At 39.9% G+C, this 17,077-nt stretch carries 19 protein-coding genes and 1 tRNA gene; 8 read left to right on the forward strand and 12 right to left on the reverse strand.

The features are described 5' to 3' along the window. Nucleotides 1-12: 12 nt before the first annotated feature. The 8 genes from gpmI to QUF99_RS26300 all read right to left on the reverse strand — a co-directional run bounded on the left by gpmI (nucleotide 13) and on the right by QUF99_RS26300 (nucleotide 8,113). Nucleotides 13-1,542, reverse strand: coding sequence for a 2,3-bisphosphoglycerate-independent phosphoglycerate mutase (gpmI, locus tag QUF99_RS26265; RefSeq protein WP_289373998.1), 1,530 nt, complete (start codon nucleotides 1,540-1,542; stop codon nucleotides 13-15). Beyond that, nucleotides 1,539-2,294, reverse strand: a complete 756-nt coding sequence (gene tpiA, locus QUF99_RS26270; protein WP_289373999.1) for a triose-phosphate isomerase — start codon at nucleotides 2,292-2,294, stop codon at nucleotides 1,539-1,541. The genes gpmI and tpiA overlap by 4 nt, the downstream gene beginning before the upstream one ends. A gap of 31 nt (nucleotides 2,295-2,325) precedes the next feature. Then, entirely contained in the window at nucleotides 2,326-3,510 is a 1,185-nt protein-coding gene (locus QUF99_RS26275; protein WP_289374002.1) for a phosphoglycerate kinase, read from the reverse strand. 136 nt (nucleotides 3,511-3,646) lie between these two features. Continuing rightward, a complete protein-coding gene (locus tag QUF99_RS26280) occupies nucleotides 3,647-4,651 on the reverse strand; it encodes an ArsJ-associated glyceraldehyde-3-phosphate dehydrogenase (RefSeq protein WP_003201932.1) in 1,005 nt (334 codons plus the stop codon). Between the two features lie 30 nt (nucleotides 4,652-4,681). After that, nucleotides 4,682-5,710 carry a gapA transcriptional regulator CggR gene (gene cggR, locus QUF99_RS26285; RefSeq protein WP_289374005.1) on the reverse strand — a complete coding sequence of 343 codons (1,029 nt, stop codon included), beginning with the start codon at nucleotides 5,708-5,710 and terminating at the stop codon, nucleotides 4,682-4,684. Nucleotides 5,711-5,845: 135 nt separating this feature from the next. After that, complete coding sequence (locus QUF99_RS26290) at nucleotides 5,846-6,091, reverse strand: glutaredoxin family protein (protein WP_289374006.1); 246 nt, start codon at nucleotides 6,089-6,091, stop codon at nucleotides 5,846-5,848. 9 nt (nucleotides 6,092-6,100) lie between these two features. Next, nucleotides 6,101-7,408: an RNA polymerase factor sigma-54 gene (gene rpoN, locus QUF99_RS26295; RefSeq protein ID WP_289374007.1), complete on the reverse strand. Its 1,308-nt coding sequence runs from the start codon at nucleotides 7,406-7,408 to the stop codon at nucleotides 6,101-6,103. Between the two features lie 629 nt (nucleotides 7,409-8,037). Beyond that, nucleotides 8,038-8,113, reverse strand: a tRNA-Arg gene (locus tag QUF99_RS26300). A 254-nt stretch (nucleotides 8,114-8,367) separates the two neighbouring features. Here QUF99_RS26300 and QUF99_RS26305 point away from each other — a divergent pair. The 8 genes from QUF99_RS26305 (at nucleotide 8,368) to clpP (ending at nucleotide 13,123) form a co-directional block, all read left to right on the forward strand. Continuing rightward, nucleotides 8,368-8,574 (forward strand): DUF1657 domain-containing protein, encoded by a 207-nt coding sequence (locus QUF99_RS26305; RefSeq protein WP_289374008.1) that lies wholly within the window; start codon nucleotides 8,368-8,370, stop codon nucleotides 8,572-8,574. A 251-nt stretch (nucleotides 8,575-8,825) separates the two neighbouring features. Beyond that, nucleotides 8,826-9,314, forward strand: a complete 489-nt coding sequence (locus QUF99_RS26310) for a YhcN/YlaJ family sporulation lipoprotein (protein ID WP_289374009.1) — start codon at nucleotides 8,826-8,828, stop codon at nucleotides 9,312-9,314. 29 nt (nucleotides 9,315-9,343) lie between these two features. Beyond that, complete coding sequence (gene spoVAC, locus QUF99_RS26315) at nucleotides 9,344-9,820, forward strand: stage V sporulation protein AC (protein ID WP_289374010.1); 477 nt, start codon at nucleotides 9,344-9,346, stop codon at nucleotides 9,818-9,820. Continuing rightward, nucleotides 9,821-10,834: a stage V sporulation protein AD gene (spoVAD, locus tag QUF99_RS26320; RefSeq protein ID WP_289374011.1), complete on the forward strand. Its 1,014-nt coding sequence runs from the start codon at nucleotides 9,821-9,823 to the stop codon at nucleotides 10,832-10,834. Further along, nucleotides 10,835-11,185 (forward strand): stage V sporulation protein AE, encoded by a 351-nt coding sequence (spoVAE, locus tag QUF99_RS26325; RefSeq protein ID WP_289374013.1) that lies wholly within the window; start codon nucleotides 10,835-10,837, stop codon nucleotides 11,183-11,185. Nucleotides 11,186-11,196: 11 nt separating this feature from the next. Beyond that, nucleotides 11,197-11,403 carry a DUF1657 domain-containing protein gene (locus QUF99_RS26330; RefSeq protein WP_289374015.1) on the forward strand — a complete coding sequence of 69 codons (207 nt, stop codon included), beginning with the start codon at nucleotides 11,197-11,199 and terminating at the stop codon, nucleotides 11,401-11,403. Between the two features lie 20 nt (nucleotides 11,404-11,423). Next, nucleotides 11,424-12,293 carry a DUF421 domain-containing protein gene (locus tag QUF99_RS26335; protein ID WP_289374016.1) on the forward strand — a complete coding sequence of 290 codons (870 nt, stop codon included), beginning with the start codon at nucleotides 11,424-11,426 and terminating at the stop codon, nucleotides 12,291-12,293. 248 nt (nucleotides 12,294-12,541) lie between these two features. Further along, nucleotides 12,542-13,123: an ATP-dependent Clp endopeptidase proteolytic subunit ClpP gene (gene clpP, locus QUF99_RS26340; protein WP_289374017.1), complete on the forward strand. Its 582-nt coding sequence runs from the start codon at nucleotides 12,542-12,544 to the stop codon at nucleotides 13,121-13,123. Between the two features lie 430 nt (nucleotides 13,124-13,553). Here clpP and QUF99_RS26345 read toward each other — a convergent pair whose 3' ends face one another. From QUF99_RS26345 to QUF99_RS26360, 4 genes are all read right to left on the reverse strand, one after another. After that, the gene (locus QUF99_RS26345; RefSeq protein WP_289374018.1) at nucleotides 13,554-14,618 is read right to left on the reverse strand and encodes a glycerophosphodiester phosphodiesterase; all 1,065 of its coding nucleotides are present in this window, start codon (nucleotides 14,616-14,618) and stop codon (nucleotides 13,554-13,556) included. Nucleotides 14,619-14,793: 175 nt separating this feature from the next. After that, nucleotides 14,794-15,051 carry an HPr family phosphocarrier protein gene (locus QUF99_RS26350; RefSeq protein WP_289374019.1) on the reverse strand — a complete coding sequence of 86 codons (258 nt, stop codon included), beginning with the start codon at nucleotides 15,049-15,051 and terminating at the stop codon, nucleotides 14,794-14,796. 21 nt (nucleotides 15,052-15,072) lie between these two features. Beyond that, the gene (gene whiA / locus QUF99_RS26355; protein WP_289374020.1) at nucleotides 15,073-16,023 is read right to left on the reverse strand and encodes a DNA-binding protein WhiA; all 951 of its coding nucleotides are present in this window, start codon (nucleotides 16,021-16,023) and stop codon (nucleotides 15,073-15,075) included. A gap of 98 nt (nucleotides 16,024-16,121) precedes the next feature. Beyond that, the gene (locus QUF99_RS26360) at nucleotides 16,122-17,075 is read right to left on the reverse strand and encodes a gluconeogenesis factor YvcK family protein (RefSeq protein WP_289374021.1); all 954 of its coding nucleotides are present in this window, start codon (nucleotides 17,073-17,075) and stop codon (nucleotides 16,122-16,124) included. Between the last annotated feature and the right edge of the window lie 2 nt (nucleotides 17,076-17,077).

The following is a 17,077-nucleotide window of genomic DNA, read 5'->3' on the forward strand; positions in this document are numbered from 1 at the left end:
TGTGTAATTAAATTATTTAATAATTGTTTTACCTGTCATTTCTTTCGGTTGTTCAACATCTAAAAGTGTAAGCATTGTTGGAGCGATATCTCCTAAAATACCGTCTTCACGAAGCTGTACATCTTCTTTTGTAACGATGAAAGGAACCGGGTTTGTTGTATGAGCAGTCATTGGTTGTCCTTCAGAAGTTAACTCCTGATCAGCATTACCATGGTCAGCAGTAATAAGTGCTACACCATCTTTTGCAAGAATTGCTTCTACAACTTTTCCTAAACATTCGTCAGTTGCTTCTACTGCTTTAATTGTTGGTTCCATCATCCCAGAATGGCCAACCATATCACAGTTTGCAAAGTTTAAAATGATAACATCATGTTTATCATTTTCAATTTCATTTACAAGAGCATCTGTTACTTCATAAATGCTCATTTCAGGTTTCAAGTCGTATGTTGCGACTTTTGGTGAGTTAATTAAGATACGCTCTTCTCCTGGGAATTCAGCCTCACGACCACCGCTAAAGAAGAATGTAACGTGCGGATACTTTTCAGTTTCTGCGATGCGAAGTTGTTTTAATCCCGCTTGCGCAACAACTTCACCTAACGTATTATCCAAGTTCATTGGCTTGAATGCCACATAACCTTTTACTGTTTCACTAAAGTGTGTCATACAAACGAATTCTGGAATGTGAGGTACTTTTTCACCACGATCGAACTCACGGAAGTCTTCGTTTGTAAATACACGTGCAATTTGAATTGCGCGGTCTGGACGGAAGTTATAGAAGATAACTGCATCATCATCATTGATTGTTGCAACTGGCGTGTTATCTTCATTTACCATTACAGATGGCAATACGAATTCATCATAGATCCCGTTTGCATATGAATCATCTACACACTCATATGCTGTTTTGTAAGTAGGGCCTTCACCATTCACCATAGCACGGTAACATTTTTCAACGCGATCCCAGCGTTTGTCACGGTCCATGGAGTAATAACGACCAGAGATTGTCGCGAATTGTCCTACTCCTATTTCTTTAATCACTTCATTTGTTGCATCGATATAACCTTTTGCTGTTTGTGGTCCAACATCGCGGCCGTCTAAGAATGCATGGATGTATACTTTCTCCAAGCCTTCTTTTGCAGCTAAGCGAAGCAGAGCAAACATATGGTTCATGTGACTATGCACACCACCATCAGAAAGTAAACCAAATAAATGAAGAGCTGTACCTTTTTCTTTTACGTGTTTAATTGCATTTTGGAATGTTTCGTTCTTATCGAACTCACCTTCACGAATTGCAACGTTAACACGTGTTAAGCTTTGATATACAGTGCGGCCGGCACCAATATTTAAGTGACCTACCTCAGAGTTACCCATTTGTCCTTCAGGAAGTCCTACCGCTTCACCGCACGCTGTAAGCGTTGTATGAGGGTATTGGTTCCAGAAGCGATCAAAATTAGGTTTTTTCGCTTGTGCTACAGCATTCCCGTAAGTTTCTTCACGTAGTCCGAAACCATCAAGAATAATTAAAGCTGTTGGCTTTCTCATTTTACCGCCCCCAGAAGACCTAAGAAGGAAGCTGGCTCTAAGCTTGCACCGCCAACTAAAGCGCCGTCGATGTCAGATTGTGCCATGTACTCTTTAATGTTTTCTGGTTTTACGCTACCGCCGTATTGAATACGAACTGCTTCTGCAGCTTCTGGAGAAACAGCTTCAGCAACAACTTTACGGATGTGCGCACATACTTCGTTTGCATCTGCAGAAGAAGAAGATTTACCAGTACCGATAGCCCAGATTGGCTCATATGCGATAACAGTTACTTTTACTTGCTCTTCTGTTAAGCCTGCAAGTGCTTTTGTTACTTGACCTGCTACTAGATCAAATGTTTTTCCGCTTTCGCGTTCTTCTAACGTTTCACCACAGCAAACGATTGGTGTTAAACCATGTTCAAATGCTGCTAACGTTTTTTTGTTTACTGTTTCGTCTGTTTCAGCAAACATTTCACGACGCTCAGAGTGGCCAAGTACTACGTAGCTCACTTTTAAGTCGCTAAGTGCTACTGGGCTAATTTCGCCAGTGAATGCACCATTTTTTTCGAAGTGCATGTTTTGTGCACCTACTTTTAAGTCAGTTCCTTCAGTTGCTGCAACAAGACGCTCTAAGAAAAGAGCTGGAGAGCAAACTACTGCATCAACAGCTGTAGCTGCTGGGATTTGACCTTTTACTTCCTCTACGAAGCTAACTGCTTCAGATAGAGTTTTATTCATTTTCCAGTTACCTGCGATAATTGGTTTACGCATGCTTTGCACCGTCCTTTTTCTTAGCTGCTGATTATTTGTCGTTAAGACAAACTACACCAGGAAGTTCTTTACCTTCCATAAATTCTAATGACGCACCGCCGCCAGTAGAAATGTGGCTCATTTTATCAGCCATGCCGAATTTTTCAACAGCTGCTGCAGAGTCACCACCGCCGATAACAGAGTATGTACCTTCTGCATCTGCTAATGCTTGTCCTACTGCTTTTGTACCTTGTGAGAATGGAGTCATTTCGAATACACCCATTGGTCCATTCCATACAACAAGCTTAGAGTTTTTAATTACATCTGCATAAATTTCACGTGTTTTTGGTCCGATATCCACGCCTTCCCAATCAGCAGGAATAGAGTCGATATTCACGATTTTTGTTGTTGCAGTTTCAGAGAATTCCTCTGTGATTACAACATCAACTGGCATATAGAAGTTTACGCCCTTTTCTTTTGCAAGTTCCATAAACTCTTTTGCTAAGTCAACTTTGTCATTTTCACATAGAGATTGTCCGATTTCATGTCCTAATGCTTTTACGAATGTGTAAGCAAGGCCACCACCGATGATTAGGTTATCTACTTTGTCTAATAGATGACGAATTACACCGATTTTATCTTTTACTTTCGCACCACCGATGATTGCTGTAAATGGGCGTTCTGGGTTAGAAAGTGCTTTACCTAATACTTCTAACTCTTTTTCCATTAAGAAACCAGATACTGCTGGTAGGTAGTCTGCAATACCTGCAGTAGAAGCATGAGCACGGTGAGCTGCACCGAATGCATCGTTAACGAATAGATCAGCAAGAGCTGCAAATTCTTTCGCAAGTTCTGCATCGTTCTTTTCTTCGCCCGCATAGAAACGTACGTTTTCAAGAACTAATACGTCGCCTTCGTTCATTGCTGCAACCATTTCTTGTACAGCTGGTCCGAATGCTTCGTCCGCTTTTTTCACATCTTTACCAAGAAGCTCACCTAAACGTGCTGCTACTGGAGTAAGACGCATTTCTTCTACTACTTGGCCTTTCGGACGACCTAAGTGACTTGCTAAAATAACTTTCGCACCTTGCTCTACTAAATATTGAATTGTAGGAAGAGCTGCACGAATACGAGTCTCGTCTGTAACTTTGCCATCTTTCATAGGTACGTTGAAGTCAACGCGGCAAAATACTCGTTTACCTTTTAAATCTACGTCACGAATTGATTTTTTGTTCATTGGATTTCCCTCCGACTAGTTAGGATTGACAAAACCCATTCAAAAGCTTATCACATTTGCTTCTAAAACGAAAGAAGAGAGAGAGGGAACAAACCCTCTCCCTCGTTTTGTCATTGATCACTGATAAACTTAAGAATTAAAGACCTTTAGAAGCGATGTAATCTACTAAGTCAACTACGCGGTTAGAGTAACCAGTTTCGTTGTCGTACCAAGAAAGAACTTTAATCATGTTGCCTTCCATAGTCATTGTAGATAATGCATCGATTGTAGAAGAGTTTGTGCATCCGTTATAGTCGATAGATACTAATGGCTCTTCGCTGTATCCAAGGATACCTTTTAATTCGCCTTCAGCAGCTGCTTTGAATGCTGCATTTACTTCTTCAACTGTTACTTCTTTGTCAAGTTCAACAACTAAGTCAACAAGAGAAACGTTAGCAGTTGGAACACGTACTGCGCCACCGTTTAATTTACCTTTAAGTTCTGGTAATACTAATGCTACCGCTTTAGCTGCACCAGTTGTAGTTGGGATCATGCTCATTGCTGCTGCACGTGCACGACGTAAGTCTTTATGTGGTAAGTCTAAGATTTGTTGGTCGTTAGTGTAAGAGTGAATTGTTGTCATCATTCCACGTTTGATACCGAACTTCTCGTTAAGAACTTTAGCGAATGGTGCTAAGCAGTTTGTAGTACAAGAAGCGTTAGAGATTACATGGTGTTGAGATGCATCGTATGCTTCGTGGTTAACACCCATAACAACAGTGATATCTTCGTCAGAAGCTGGTGCAGAGATGATAACTTTTTTAACTGATCCACCTAAGTGTTTTTCAGCGTCTGCTTTTTTAGTGAAGCGTCCAGTAGATTCTACTACTACTTCTACTCCGTAGTCGCTCCATGGTAATTGTGCTGGGTCACGCTCAGCGATAACTTTAATTTCTTTACCGTTAACAACGATGCTGTCGCCGTTAGCAGATACTTCTGCGTTTACTGTTCCGTGAACAGAGTCATATTTTAAAAGGTGAGCTAAAGTGTTAGCGTCTGTTAAGTCGTTGATTGCTACTACTTCCACGTTAGGGTTGTTAAGAGCTGCGCGGAATACCACACGTCCGATACGTCCAAATCCATTAATACCAATTTTAGTCATTTGAATTTCCTCCTTGGGGGATTATATTAATTAAAGGGTAATACCCTTTGTTAACTGTTTTGCTGCACCTTCATCTGTAATCAGTATCGAAGTATGCCCTTGTTTAATTACAGCCTGTATTGCTTTTGCTTTTGAAGAACCACCAGCGACTGCAACAACGTGAGATACATGTTGTAAATCCTCAAGTTGCATCCCTACTGTTTGTACTTTATGAACGACATTACCTTGTTCATTGAAGTAATATCCGAAAGCTTCGCCTACTGCTTCACTTGCTTTAATTTTCACCCAATCTGCTTCTGAAGTACTTCTGCGACGTGCCATTGTTAATGCATCACCAATTCCATGAATGACAATATTGGAAGATCGAATCAACTCAAGAATTTCTTTCACGGAAGGTTCTGTCACAATGGACGCATATGCTTCGCTGCTCACATGATCTGGAACATACAATAAACGATAGTTACTCATCGTATTTTGTGCCATCTTTGCACAAATCGTATTGGCTTCTAGCTCAACACCTTCTCCAATTCCACCACGTGCTGGGACAAATAGCATATGTAAATCTTTGCAATCTAGTTGCATCATGTCCGCAGCAGCAGCTAGCGTTGTTCCTCCAGCCACAGCAACGATATTATTCGCTGTCAAACGGTCTTTTATACAAGTAACACAAGCACGGCCCATCTCCAGTTTGACCCAAGGTGAATCATCACTATCACCAGGGACAACGAAAACTTCATCCAAGTCTAATGTTTCCTTAAGTTGTTTTTCTAAAACCTTTAACCCGGAAATTTCTTTCATAAAGTCTTCCAAAGCAAGAACCAAAGCTGTTCCTTCTTCTGTCAATGTCATTCCAGAAGAGGCGACGTGAACTAAGTTTTGTTCTTTCAAAACTTGCACTTCACTTCGTAATACTCTTTCTGTCATACCAAGACTTGCAGATAAGTTTCTTCTTCCAATCGGCTGCGTGAGCCTAATGTGCTGAAGAATTTGCATTCTTGTTTGCATAACAGGTAGCAGATCAGGTAATAATTTTTTCGTATTCTGAATCCATGAGCGCATATCATTTCTCCTCACTACATTGGTTCATTTCCCTTCGTGGTCAACTTTCGTCCCGTAGTGACAATTTGTGTCCCACATGGGTTAAAAAAATAATCCCTGCTACGTGTATTATTGTAACAGGAGATAGAAAGTTATTCAACTCTTAACTGCATTGTTTATATAGTTTATTATGGCATCTTTGTGAATGACACCGCATTCCGCCTGTTTTCCGTCGATTTCCACGACCGGAATCATAATCTGATACTTTTCCAAGAGTTCATCATCTTCATATATATCTATTTCCTCAATTTCAAAAGAATATACATGTTGCACTTCTTTCAAAACCTGTTTCGCTTTTTCACAAAGACCACAGTCCGTTTTCGTATATAAAACAACTTTCATCATCTTCACCTATCCAATTGTTTTTCTCAGAGAAGAAGCGGGAATATTCATTTGTTCTCGATATTTTGCGACTGTTCTACGAGAAATAACGATTTCATGCTCTTCTTCTAACAATTTTGAAATTTTTTGATCTGAAAGTGGTTTTTTCTTGTTTTCTTGTTCTACAAGCTTTTGAATAAATTGTTTTACACGCTTTGTAGAAACAGCTTCATCTTCTGTTGTAACTACCGCATTACTAAAGAACCATTTCATTTCAAACAATCCGTGCGGCGTTTGTACATATTTATTACGTGTAGCACGGCTAATTGTAGACTCATGTACACTTAGTTCCTCCGCCACTTCCTTTAAAGAAAGGGGTTTTAAATACTCTGGGCCTTTCCAAAAGAAATCACGTTGCTTTTCTATAATGATTTCCATTACTTGCAGTAGCGTTTGTTTTCGTTGCTTCAAACTACGCATAATCCACTGTACATGCTGATACTTCTCAGATACATAGGAAGCAACTTCACTTTCACTATTATGAAGAAGCGCACTATATTCTGAATGAATTTCAATTCTCGGCATGTTACGTTCGTTCATTTGTAAAACAAGACGATCACCGTCTTTTTTCACAGCCATATCCGGAGCAATATAAAGTGGCTTCTCAGAAGAAAACGCAAGCCCTGGTTTTGGCTGCAATGATGTAATACAATCAACAGCTGCTTGTAATTCTTCATTACTACATTTCATGACATGAATGAGCTTTCGCCAATCTTTCTTAATGAAATACGTAAAGTATTCATCCACAATCATTTCTGCGAGTTCATCCTGATTTTGTAAGCGCTTCAATTGGAGTGCTAGACACTCCTGAATATTACGTGCTCCCACCCCTGCTGGCTCTAATGACTGGACAAGCTCTATAGAGCATTCTACTACATCAAGAGGCGCGACAAGTAGCTCTGCTAATTCTTCATTTGTTTCTTGTAAATAACCATTCTCATCCGTGTTCATAATGATGAAAGAAGCTGTTTTCCGTTGCTCTTCATCTATTTTATAATACTGTATTTGATCTAATAAATGTTGCTGAATCGTTATCGAATTCACACTGTAAATGTCCATTTGATTGTCGACTTGTTTGCTTGTACTTTTACTTTTGCTTGAGCTCTTTTTCTTCTCCCTCTCAAAGCCACCTAACTCAATAAGGGGATTTTCCAATGATTGCTCATACAAAAATTCCGTTAATTCCTGCACATTATACTGGAGCATTGTAATTGCTTGTCTTAACTCTTGTGTCATGGCCAAACGTAAACTTTGTTCTTGTAAAAGACTTGCCTTCAATCTAATCTCCCCCTCGTCTCTATTGTACAATAAGTTTCCTGAAAGGAGAATCCTTACAAAGATACCCACTCCACATATTGTTACTTCATATGTATTAATTCTGTTTATATCTTACAACTATAAAATGAATAATATTGAAAAAAGACGATAAAAAAGATGTTTTCATTATAGAAGAAATTCTCAAATCGACATTTTTATAACCACATACTAATAGTAACTCTTATAATTAGATATAACAAGAGAGGATTATGTTTTCCTTTTTTAATACTAATAGCTGATAATTTGTCTAATTCCAATAAGGTGTTTCATTGTTCAATTTTTCTTACTGTAATTCTCATGATTTGAAAATTGTTTAATAGAACGATGTCTGTATCAACAGCATGTTTTTTTGATTCTTTTCACAACAAAAACCCCCTGCACATGATTATTTCTAATCACATACAAGGGGCTTCCCTAGTTTTACTATTCATTTTCAACACGTTCTGTACATGTATTGACTGTCACTTACTTAACACCCTAAATCTTTCCACTTTGGAATAGAACGTTTCACAGTAACGCTGAATGTATGACGTTTATCCAAAGTATTTCTTGAAGGAATGTAAGTACAGCAAGCCCTGTAATAAAAAAAACGCGCCCAGAGGGATTCGAACCCCCGACAGACGTGGTACCGGAAACCACCGCTCTATCCAACTGAGCTATGGGCGCATGAATGATATATCCGTAATTATATCTTCTTATGCCAATGTGCGCAACTACTATCATCCAAAAAATACATAACCTATTTTTCAAACCACAAATCTATTTTTTATTCATTTTTCACGATTCAACCTCCTTTTCCCTTGATAATTAAGTGCAAAGTGGCAATAGTTCACGAATAACCTTAATTTGGAAATTATATTTTCACTCTCTTTTACAGATTCTAATCTTTGAATTCATACTTCACAAGGAGGCTTCAATCGATGACTGTAATTACAAAATTAAAACAAGCTGTTTCTGGATTAAAAAGTGCGCAAGCAAGCTTAGAGGGATTTGCTCTTGATACAGATAACCAACAAGCGAAGCAACTATTTCAAACAGCAGCTCAACAAACACAATCCATTATTGATTCTTTAAACCCACGTGTTGAGGAAGTTCAGCAAGAAGAACCTCAATATACACAACAATAAAGTAACCATTTCATCAGTTATTTTGATATGCACTTTATGATAAACCGAAAAAGGATGATTCCATATCATCCTTTTTCAACTCAAATTACATAAAGCGAAACTTCTAATAATGAGAGTGTTCTTCACCTCTCACTAATCCGATCCTAACGAGCAGTTATTCCCCACCTGACCTCTTTATTTTTCTGCGTTTTGAGGCGCGGGGTTTTACTACCCGTTAGAGCGGGATAAAGCAATAGAAATGGAATGATACGATGCGAAAACTTGGCACAATTACCGTGTTATTCGTGCTCCTACTCAATTTAATAACCGGATGTACCAGTAGCCCGTTAGATAAAAAGGTGAAAAAAGAGGCAGATAAAAAATCCGAGCAGAAAAAGGATTCGCAGTTAAAAAAGGTAAGTGCTGAATCCATTAATCAGTCTATCGCAAACGATGCGAAACATAAAATTCTTTCCATGGAAGGATTACTAGATGCAAGAGCCGTTAATTCAAATACTGATCTTTACTTAGCTGCCAAACCTGAACACCATGAAAGATTTAAGCTAAAAGCGTTACGAAACAAAATGAAAAAACAATTGCAATCCGCATATCCACATCTCGATATTCATATAAGTACTGATCGAAAGATTTTCACGCTATTAGATAAACTAGAAAAAAAAATTAAGAAAAAAGAGATAGACAAAGAACAATTAAAAAAGCAATTAAAAACAATCCAATCAGAAATGAAATCTGATACTTAATCAGTACGCTTTATAAAGGAAGGATTCACATGCCTAGTAAAGACAAAAATTTATCGCCAGTACAACAAGAATATAAAAAATTCGAGCAAGAGCGCGAGCCGAAACGACCTGTTTTAAAAAATTGTATAAAAGCCTTTTTTGTTGGCGGCCTGATTTGTTTAATCGGCCAACTTATTTCTACCTTTTATATCACCTATTTTGATTTCACCGAGAGGTCAGCAGGAAATCCTACAGTAGCTACACTCATTTTCATTTCTATGCTACTAACAGGCTTCGGCGTATATGATCGACTCGCACAATTCGGCGGCGCGGGTACAGCTGTACCTGTTACTGGATTTGGCAATTCCGTCATAGCTGCTTGTATTGAACATCGGACAGAAGGTTTTGTTCTCGGGGTAGGTGGCAACATGTTTAAATTAGCAGGTTCCGTTATTTTATTTGGTGTGTTTGCCGCTTTTGTTATCGCCATTATTAAAACCATTCTCGTTCAATGGGGAGGACTGTAAATGTTACAAGGGCACCGAACATGGGTATTTGAAAACAAACCTGTCATTATCTCAACAGGCGTTATCGGCGGACCATTTGAAGCAAACGGAAATATCCCTGAAGATTTCGATACCCTTCATGAAGATCTATGGCTCGGACAAGACTCTTATGAAAAGGCACATAAAATTTTATTCGAAGAAGCTTGTAGTCGAGCAACTGAAAAAGCAAAGCTTCGTAAAGAAGATATTCAATTCATTTTAGCAGGAGACCTGATTAACCAAATTACTCCCTCAAGCTTTGCTTGCCGTACACTCGGCGCTCCCTATATTGGATTATTTGGTGCTTGCTCTACTTCTATGGAAGGCCTTGCTCTCGGCGCAAGTATTGTAAATGCAAAAGGCGCAAAATATTTATTAACAGGGGCATCAAGCCATAACACTGCCGTTGAAAAACAATTCCGCTATCCAACTGAATACGGCGGACAAAAACCCCCTACTGCTCAATGGACCGTAACGGGTGCGGGCGCAGCATTATTAAGTGATCAAGGAGAAGGCCCTCAGGTTACATCAGCTACAATTGGACGAGTGATCGACATGGGCTTAACTGATCCTTTTAACATGGGAGGTGCGATGGCTCCCGCTGCCGTCGATACGATAGAAGCGCATTTAAGAGAAAGACAAATTGAGGCATCCTACTATGACTTAATCGTAACAGGCGATCTCGGTCATGTTGGGCGCGAGATTGCTTTCGATTTACTGCGTAAGCAGGGGACCTCTATAACAAGTGATCAGTTCCAAGATTGCGGATTAATGATTTATAGAGAAGGTCAACCTGTATTGGCAGGAGCAAGCGGGGCCGGTTGTTCAGCGACAGTCGTATACGGACATTTGTTGAACAGGATGAAAAAAGGTGAGTTCAAAAGGATACTTGTCGTAGCTACTGGCGCGCTATTATCACCACTTACATTTCAGCAGCAAGAAACGATTCCGTGCATCGCTCATGCAGTATCGATTGAATTTGGAGGTGTACAATAAATGATCTATTTTTGGGCTTTTGTCGTCGGTGGATTGATTTGTGTAATCGGTCAGCTTATGTTCGATGTTGGTAAACTTACCCCTGCTCATACAATGACTACGCTCGTTGTTGCTGGTGCATTATTAGATGGATTCAATCTATATGAACCCTTAATTGATTTCGCAGGAGCCGGGGCAACAGTTCCGATTACAAGTTTCGGGAACGCTCTCGTTCATGGAGCTATGGCAGAAGCAGCAGAACATGGACTTGTTGGTGTCATAACAGGCATGTTTAAAGTAACAAGTGCCGGTGTATCTGCTGCGATTATCTTCGGATTCATCGGCGCATTATTATTCAAACCAAAAGGATAAGAGGTGTCTGTATGACTGTTGTTGCTAGTGTAAAAACGTGTCTCGCTAGTTTAAAAGGTGCACAAGCAAGCTTAAGTGCACTTTCACAAAACGCTGTTGATGAAGAAGCAAAACGCGTTTTCCATGAATGCATGTTAGAAATGGATAGCGCAATTGCTGATCTAAAAAAACGAATTTCAGTATTAGAGCGGGAAGAACCGCAATATAAAGGATTTTAGGCAGACTGGAGGGAATTCATATGCCTCACATACCAGAATGGCCACTTGTCATTATACGTTCTTTGTGTATCTTAATTATTTTATTCGCCATTACGAAATGGCTTGGAAAAAGACAAATCTCTCAACTATCCTTTTTTGAATACATAGCTGGCATGACAATTGGTGATATTGCTGCTGAAGTATCAACAGGGCTAGAACAAAACTTTTTCCACGGCGTTTCCAGTATACTCGTTTTCGCTATCGTACCTTTTCTCACTGGGCTTATTTCCTTAAAAAATAAAACAGCAAGAGATTTCTTCGAGGGAAAATCCACTGTTTTTATAAAGGATGGCAAAATACTTGAAGATAATTTGAAAAAGGAAAAGTATACAAGTGACGAGTTGCTCGAACTCCTTCGAAAAAAAGATATATTTAACATAGCTGATGTCGAATTTGCTGTATTAGAACCAAGCGGTGAATTAAACGTCTTATTGAAGAAAGACAGACAACCACTAACCGCAAAAGACATCGGATTAAAAGTACCGAACGAAAAAGAAACACATACAGTCATTATGGATGGAAATGTACTAGATGAACCACTTTCAGCTAGTGGGCATAATCGCGCTTGGCTTCACACTGAGTTAGAGAAGATTGGAGTTATGATAGAAAATGTCTTTCTTGGACAAGTCGACTCTTACGGCCAACTCACTGTCGACATCTATAATGATAAAATTCAAATGCCATCCCCTCAAAACAAGCCATTACTATTAGCTTCCTTAAAAAAATGTCATGCGGATCTCGAATTATTTTCTTTAGAAACAAAATCAAAATCAGCAGGACAAATGTATAGCAAAAATGCGAAGCAAATAGAAGACATTTTAAACAAGGTAACTTACCTTCTAAAAGAATAGCAAATGAGAGAACGCTTCTACTATAAAGGCGTTCTTTCATTTGCTATTTTCTTTCCTAGATAAAATACGTTTAAATTTATATAATTCGGTTATGATGATGAAGATACATAAGCAGGGAATTCCAAAAACATAGCGAATAAATCATGGTACAACTATATATTTTTTTGATTTAAAGTGGTTTCGTTTGACCTTTATTGACCATAATTGTATGATAAGACTAAGAAAGCTTTTAAAGGAGGAAATAACAGATGAATTTAATTCCTACAGTAATTGAACAAACAAATCGTGGAGAACGCGCTTACGATATTTACTCACGCCTATTAAAAGACCGCATCATTATGCTTGGTAGCGCAATTGATGACAACGTAGCAAACTCAATCGTTTCCCAGCTTTTATTCTTGGAATCTCAGGATCCAGAAAAAGATATTCACATATACATCAATAGCCCTGGTGGTTCTATCACAGCAGGTATGGCAATTTACGACACAATGCAGTTTATTAAACCACAAGTATCAACAATTTGTATCGGTATGGCAGCATCTATGGGTGCTTTCCTACTTGCAGCAGGTGAAAAAGGAAAACGCTTTGCTCTTCCAAACAGTGAAGTTATGATTCACCAACCACTTGGCGGGGCACAAGGTCAAGCAACAGAAATCGAAATCGCAGCAAAACGTATTCTATTCTTACGTGAGAAATTAAACCAAATTCTTGCTGACCGCACAGGTCAACCACTAGAAGTTCTTGAACGCGACACAGATCGCGATAACTTCATGACAGCTGAAAGAGCACTAGAATACGGCTTGATTGATAAAATCTTTACAAACCGTTAATTTCTAAAAGCGGAAGCGGCTGGTTCAGCTCTGACTGGCTAAGGTTCTTTCGCATAAAAGGCGCTCTTTGCCTTCTTATGCGGAAGGTTCTTAGACACGAAGAGCTTGCCGCTGGAGGGGGATGGAGCTTCTGACAAAGAGGTGCTTTTTACCTCGGCGGAAGAAGCGAAGCCACCGACCATTCTAGCCGCTGGAGCTAGATAATACCTAAAAGCAGAAGCGGCTCATTCAAAAGAGTCACTACACCAAAAGGCTATCGCGCATGCGATAGCCTTTTTTTAAACGAGCGGTACACTTATTTATCGATAATTTCCATGTTTGATCATTTCTGTGATTCTTCTTCAATTAAAGCTCCCTTAGTTAAACAAGGAAGTTTATTGTGTAAGTGTATCTTTTTCTTCAAAAGTTTTAGCGTTACGATCTAAGTTTCTCACTTATTGGGAGCCGAGTAGCGCTTGGGTAGCTTGAAACCATGCTGCTCCATGACCTCACGCAACCGGTCCGGGTAGTCGGTAATGAGCCCGTCGGCACCGTCGTCTATAAGCTTATGCATAGTGGGTGCATCGTTCGCCGCCCACGGGATAACTTTCATGCCGTATTTATGTGATTCTTGTACCATTTGTTCCGTCACGTAGGGCACATAGTTCTCGTCGGTAACTTTGCCGTCTTGTGGGAAACCGTGCACGGGAGAGATAGCGTCTGCGCCGAATGAGTGGGCCGCTGCCACAAGGTCGCCCCCAAAATCGTCGATATCAATTCCGCCCAACCACGGAGATGCCCCCGGTTGTCCAGGCCGCAAGAACTCCGGACCATTAGTCAGTGCGACGATAGGCAAGCGCGGCTCGACCTCGCGCATTCGCATGAGAGAGCCCCAGTCGAAGCTTTGGATCGACACTCGGTCGAGCATCCCGGCCTCGCGAACCTGGCGGGCTACGATCTGCACGAATTCTTCGCGGGGAGCAGTTTGCTCTGGTGCGCCTGCCTCCACTTTCGTCTCTATGTTCATCCACACTTTCTTAGCTTTGTAGCTTTTGACGAGGTCGAACACCTCGGTAAGCAACGGCATCTTAGCGCCGGGACTCGGGCGCTGTTCTGGATACTCCGGCTTGGTCTTTGAGCCACAGTCAAGCGTACGAACCTGGTCGAGTGTAAGATCCTTAATATACTTTCCGACGTATGGGTACTCTGGATCGCCAGCAAATGCGGGACTCGTATCCTGGCAATTTCTATTCGAAATTTTGCGGTCATGCGTGACGACAGCATGGTGGTCCTTGGTGATCTGTACGTCGAGCTCGAGTGTGCTCACACCAAGTTCGAGGGCGTGAGAGAATGATGCGATCGTTGACTCGACGGTAAGCCCCATTCCCCCGCGGTGTGCTTGAAGGTCGAAACCTTGAGGACCGAAGCTCATGTCATCTGCAGCAGCTAAGGCTGGTTTTGCTGAACACACCATAAGAGTAGCAATCATTGCTAATATAACCTTTTTCCTATTCATTTGTGCATCTCCTTATAAAATTATTTCTTTATAAGGATAGATGGATAATGTAAACCCCCGTTTACACATATGTTAAGAAAAAGTAAAGAAAACTAAGAATATAACAAATAATTACAGATTATCAAGCTTTATTCAAAAACTACAAAAAAAGCTATCGCCGACGCGATAGCTTTTTCTACTGTTTATTTTGTACGTAAGCCGCAAGTGCCTCCAAAGCAGCTTCTGCATCTGAGCCTTCTGTTATAATGGTTACGTTGCTGCCAGACCCAATCGCTAAACTCATAATTCCCATGATGCTCTTAGCATTCACTGTTTTCCCATCTTTTTCAATAAAAATCTCAGCATGAAAGCGATTCGCCTCTTGTACAAACAACGCAGCCGGACGTGCTTGTAAGCCGTTTTTTAATGAAACCTCTACCCGTTTTTGAACCACAGCTCCATTTCCCCTTTACCGTTATTTTTTTGCTACCGGTTCCCCCGCGCGTAATTTCTCCGCAATTTCGTCGATTTTACGCAAACGATGATTGATACCTGATTTACTAATTTTCCCCCCAGATACCATTTCACCTAATTCTTTCAATGTTACATCTTGATAACTAATACGCAGTTGTGCAATTTCTCGCAGTTTATCTGGTAATACATCCATCCCAACCGTTTCGTCAATATAACGAATATTTTCAATTTGCCTTAATGCGGCTCCAATTGTTTTATTTAAGTTGGCTGTTTCACAATTCACTAAACGATTTACGGAATTACGCATATCGCGAACAATACGGATATCTTCAAATCTTAAAAGCGCATTATGTGCACCAATAATATTTAAAAACTCCGTAATTTTCTCTGCTTCTTTTAGATACGTAATGTACCCTTTACGCCTTTCTAGCGTCTTACTATTTAAATCAAATCCGTTCATCAGTTCACATATAGAATCATTATGTTCCTTATATAACGAAAAGACCTCTAAATGATAAGATGATGTTTCTGGGTTATTTACCGAACCACCTGCTAAAAATGCACCTCGTAAATAAGATCGCTTACAACATTTTTTCCCAATTAGTCCCTGAGATATATTGCGAATAAATGAAAAATCCTCTCGTACGATATGCAAATCCGCTAATATTTCACGAGATTTTTCAACCAACCGAACGATATATACATTGTTTTTCTTAAGTCGCATCTTTTTACGAACAAGCAATTCTACCGTAACGTCATATCCTTTTTTCAACAATGTATAAATCCGTCTCGCAATTGCTGCATTTTCTGTTTGAATATCAATGGAAAGACGACGGTTTGAAAAGGAAAGTGATCCGTTCATTCGAAGCAACGCTGATAGTTCTGCTTTCTCACAGCATTCCTTCATTTCAAGCTTTGTCAGCTCTTTCTTTGTTTCTGATGCAAATGACACAGTAACACCTCCTTATACTGTACTTGGGAACATGTTGTAGCCTAAGAAATCATGTCCTATATGAATGAGTAGCGTTATCTCAGGAGAGATAACGCATGCTATAACAACGAATATAAGATAGAAGCTAATTTTAATGTATCATGACGCACAACTCGATCATCATATTTCGCTAATTCATCTTGAATTAACATAATATGATTTTTAGCAAAACAATCTTCATCAACCACGACAGGCTCAGACATTTCCTCTGCATAAAGTTCACGCAATTCAGCAGGAATTTTATGATTATTTACAATCGCCGTATCAATAAATGATTTTCCAAGATGGTCATGCAATGCTTGCACATGATCAAATGCCGTATAGCCCATCGTTTCACCTGCTTGCGTCATAACGTTACACACATACACCTTTTTTGCTTTTGCAGCAAGAACAGCATCCCCAATTTTTTTTACGATTAAATTTGGTAAAATACTTGTATACAAACTACCAGGACCAAAGACAAGTAAATCCGCTCGCTGAATTTCAGTTAACGTCTCACACAACGGTTCGACATCACCTGGTGTTAAAAATACGCGATTGATCTTCTTTCCGAAATATGGAATTTTCGATTCACCCGTTACAATTTGTCCATCTTCAAGTTCTGCATGGAGCACAACACTTTGATTCGCTGCTGGTAGTACACGTCCTCGCACATTCAACACTTTACTCGTTTCTGTAATAGCGTGGAAAAAATCTCCTGTGATCGCCGTCATACCCGCTAATAATAAATTACCTAGCGCATGCCCCGTTAATCCTGCTCCAGATGTAAAACGATGTTGAAATAAAGCCTCCACAAGCGGTTCGACATCTGATAACGCAACAAGTACGTTACGAATGTCGCCTGGAGGTGGAATTGCTAACTCATCACGCAATCTACCTGAACTGCCTCCATCATCAGCAACCGTTACCACCGCCGTAATATCAACAGGGTACTTTTTCAACCCTCGTAATAAAACGGATAGTCCAGTTCCTCCCCCCATGATGACAATTCTAGGTTTTCTCTCTTTTTTCATCC

It is taken from the genome of Bacillus sp. DX4.1 (assembly GCF_030348195.1).
Classification (GTDB): Bacteria; Bacillota; Bacilli; order Bacillales; family Bacillaceae_G; genus Bacillus_A.

What these genes read in the sequence shown, in the direction of transcription:
- QUF99_RS26335 (WP_289374016.1), top strand. Translation starts at nt 11,424, where the DNA reads ATGCCTCACATACCAGAATGGCCACTTGTCATTATACGTTCTTTGTGT.
- QUF99_RS26305 (WP_289374008.1), top strand. Translation starts at nt 8,368, where the DNA reads ATGACTGTAATTACAAAATTAAAACAAGCTGTTTCTGGATTAAAAAGT.
- spoVAD (WP_289374011.1), top strand. Translation starts at nt 9,821, where the DNA reads ATGTTACAAGGGCACCGAACATGGGTATTTGAAAACAAACCTGTCATT.
- QUF99_RS26310 (WP_289374009.1), top strand. Translation starts at nt 8,826, where the DNA reads ATGCGAAAACTTGGCACAATTACCGTGTTATTCGTGCTCCTACTCAAT.
- QUF99_RS26360 (WP_289374021.1), bottom strand. Translation starts at nt 17,075, where the DNA reads ATGAAAAAAGAGAGAAAACCTAGAATTGTCATCATGGGGGGAGGAACT.
- gpmI (WP_289373998.1), bottom strand. Translation starts at nt 1,542, where the DNA reads ATGAGAAAGCCAACAGCTTTAATTATTCTTGATGGTTTCGGACTACGT.
- clpP (WP_289374017.1), top strand. Translation starts at nt 12,542, where the DNA reads ATGAATTTAATTCCTACAGTAATTGAACAAACAAATCGTGGAGAACGC.
- spoVAC (WP_289374010.1), top strand. Translation starts at nt 9,344, where the DNA reads ATGCCTAGTAAAGACAAAAATTTATCGCCAGTACAACAAGAATATAAA.
- cggR (WP_289374005.1), bottom strand. Translation starts at nt 5,710, where the DNA reads ATGCGCTCATGGATTCAGAATACGAAAAAATTATTACCTGATCTGCTA.
- tpiA (WP_289373999.1), bottom strand. Translation starts at nt 2,294, where the DNA reads ATGCGTAAACCAATTATCGCAGGTAACTGGAAAATGAATAAAACTCTA.
- spoVAE (WP_289374013.1), top strand. Translation starts at nt 10,835, where the DNA reads ATGATCTATTTTTGGGCTTTTGTCGTCGGTGGATTGATTTGTGTAATC.
- QUF99_RS26280 (WP_003201932.1), bottom strand. Translation starts at nt 4,651, where the DNA reads ATGACTAAAATTGGTATTAATGGATTTGGACGTATCGGACGTGTGGTA.
- QUF99_RS26290 (WP_289374006.1), bottom strand. Translation starts at nt 6,091, where the DNA reads ATGAAAGTTGTTTTATATACGAAAACGGACTGTGGTCTTTGTGAAAAA.
- QUF99_RS26345 (WP_289374018.1), bottom strand. Translation starts at nt 14,618, where the DNA reads ATGAATAGGAAAAAGGTTATATTAGCAATGATTGCTACTCTTATGGTG.
- QUF99_RS26330 (WP_289374015.1), top strand. Translation starts at nt 11,197, where the DNA reads ATGACTGTTGTTGCTAGTGTAAAAACGTGTCTCGCTAGTTTAAAAGGT.
- QUF99_RS26275 (WP_289374002.1), bottom strand. Translation starts at nt 3,510, where the DNA reads ATGAACAAAAAATCAATTCGTGACGTAGATTTAAAAGGTAAACGAGTA.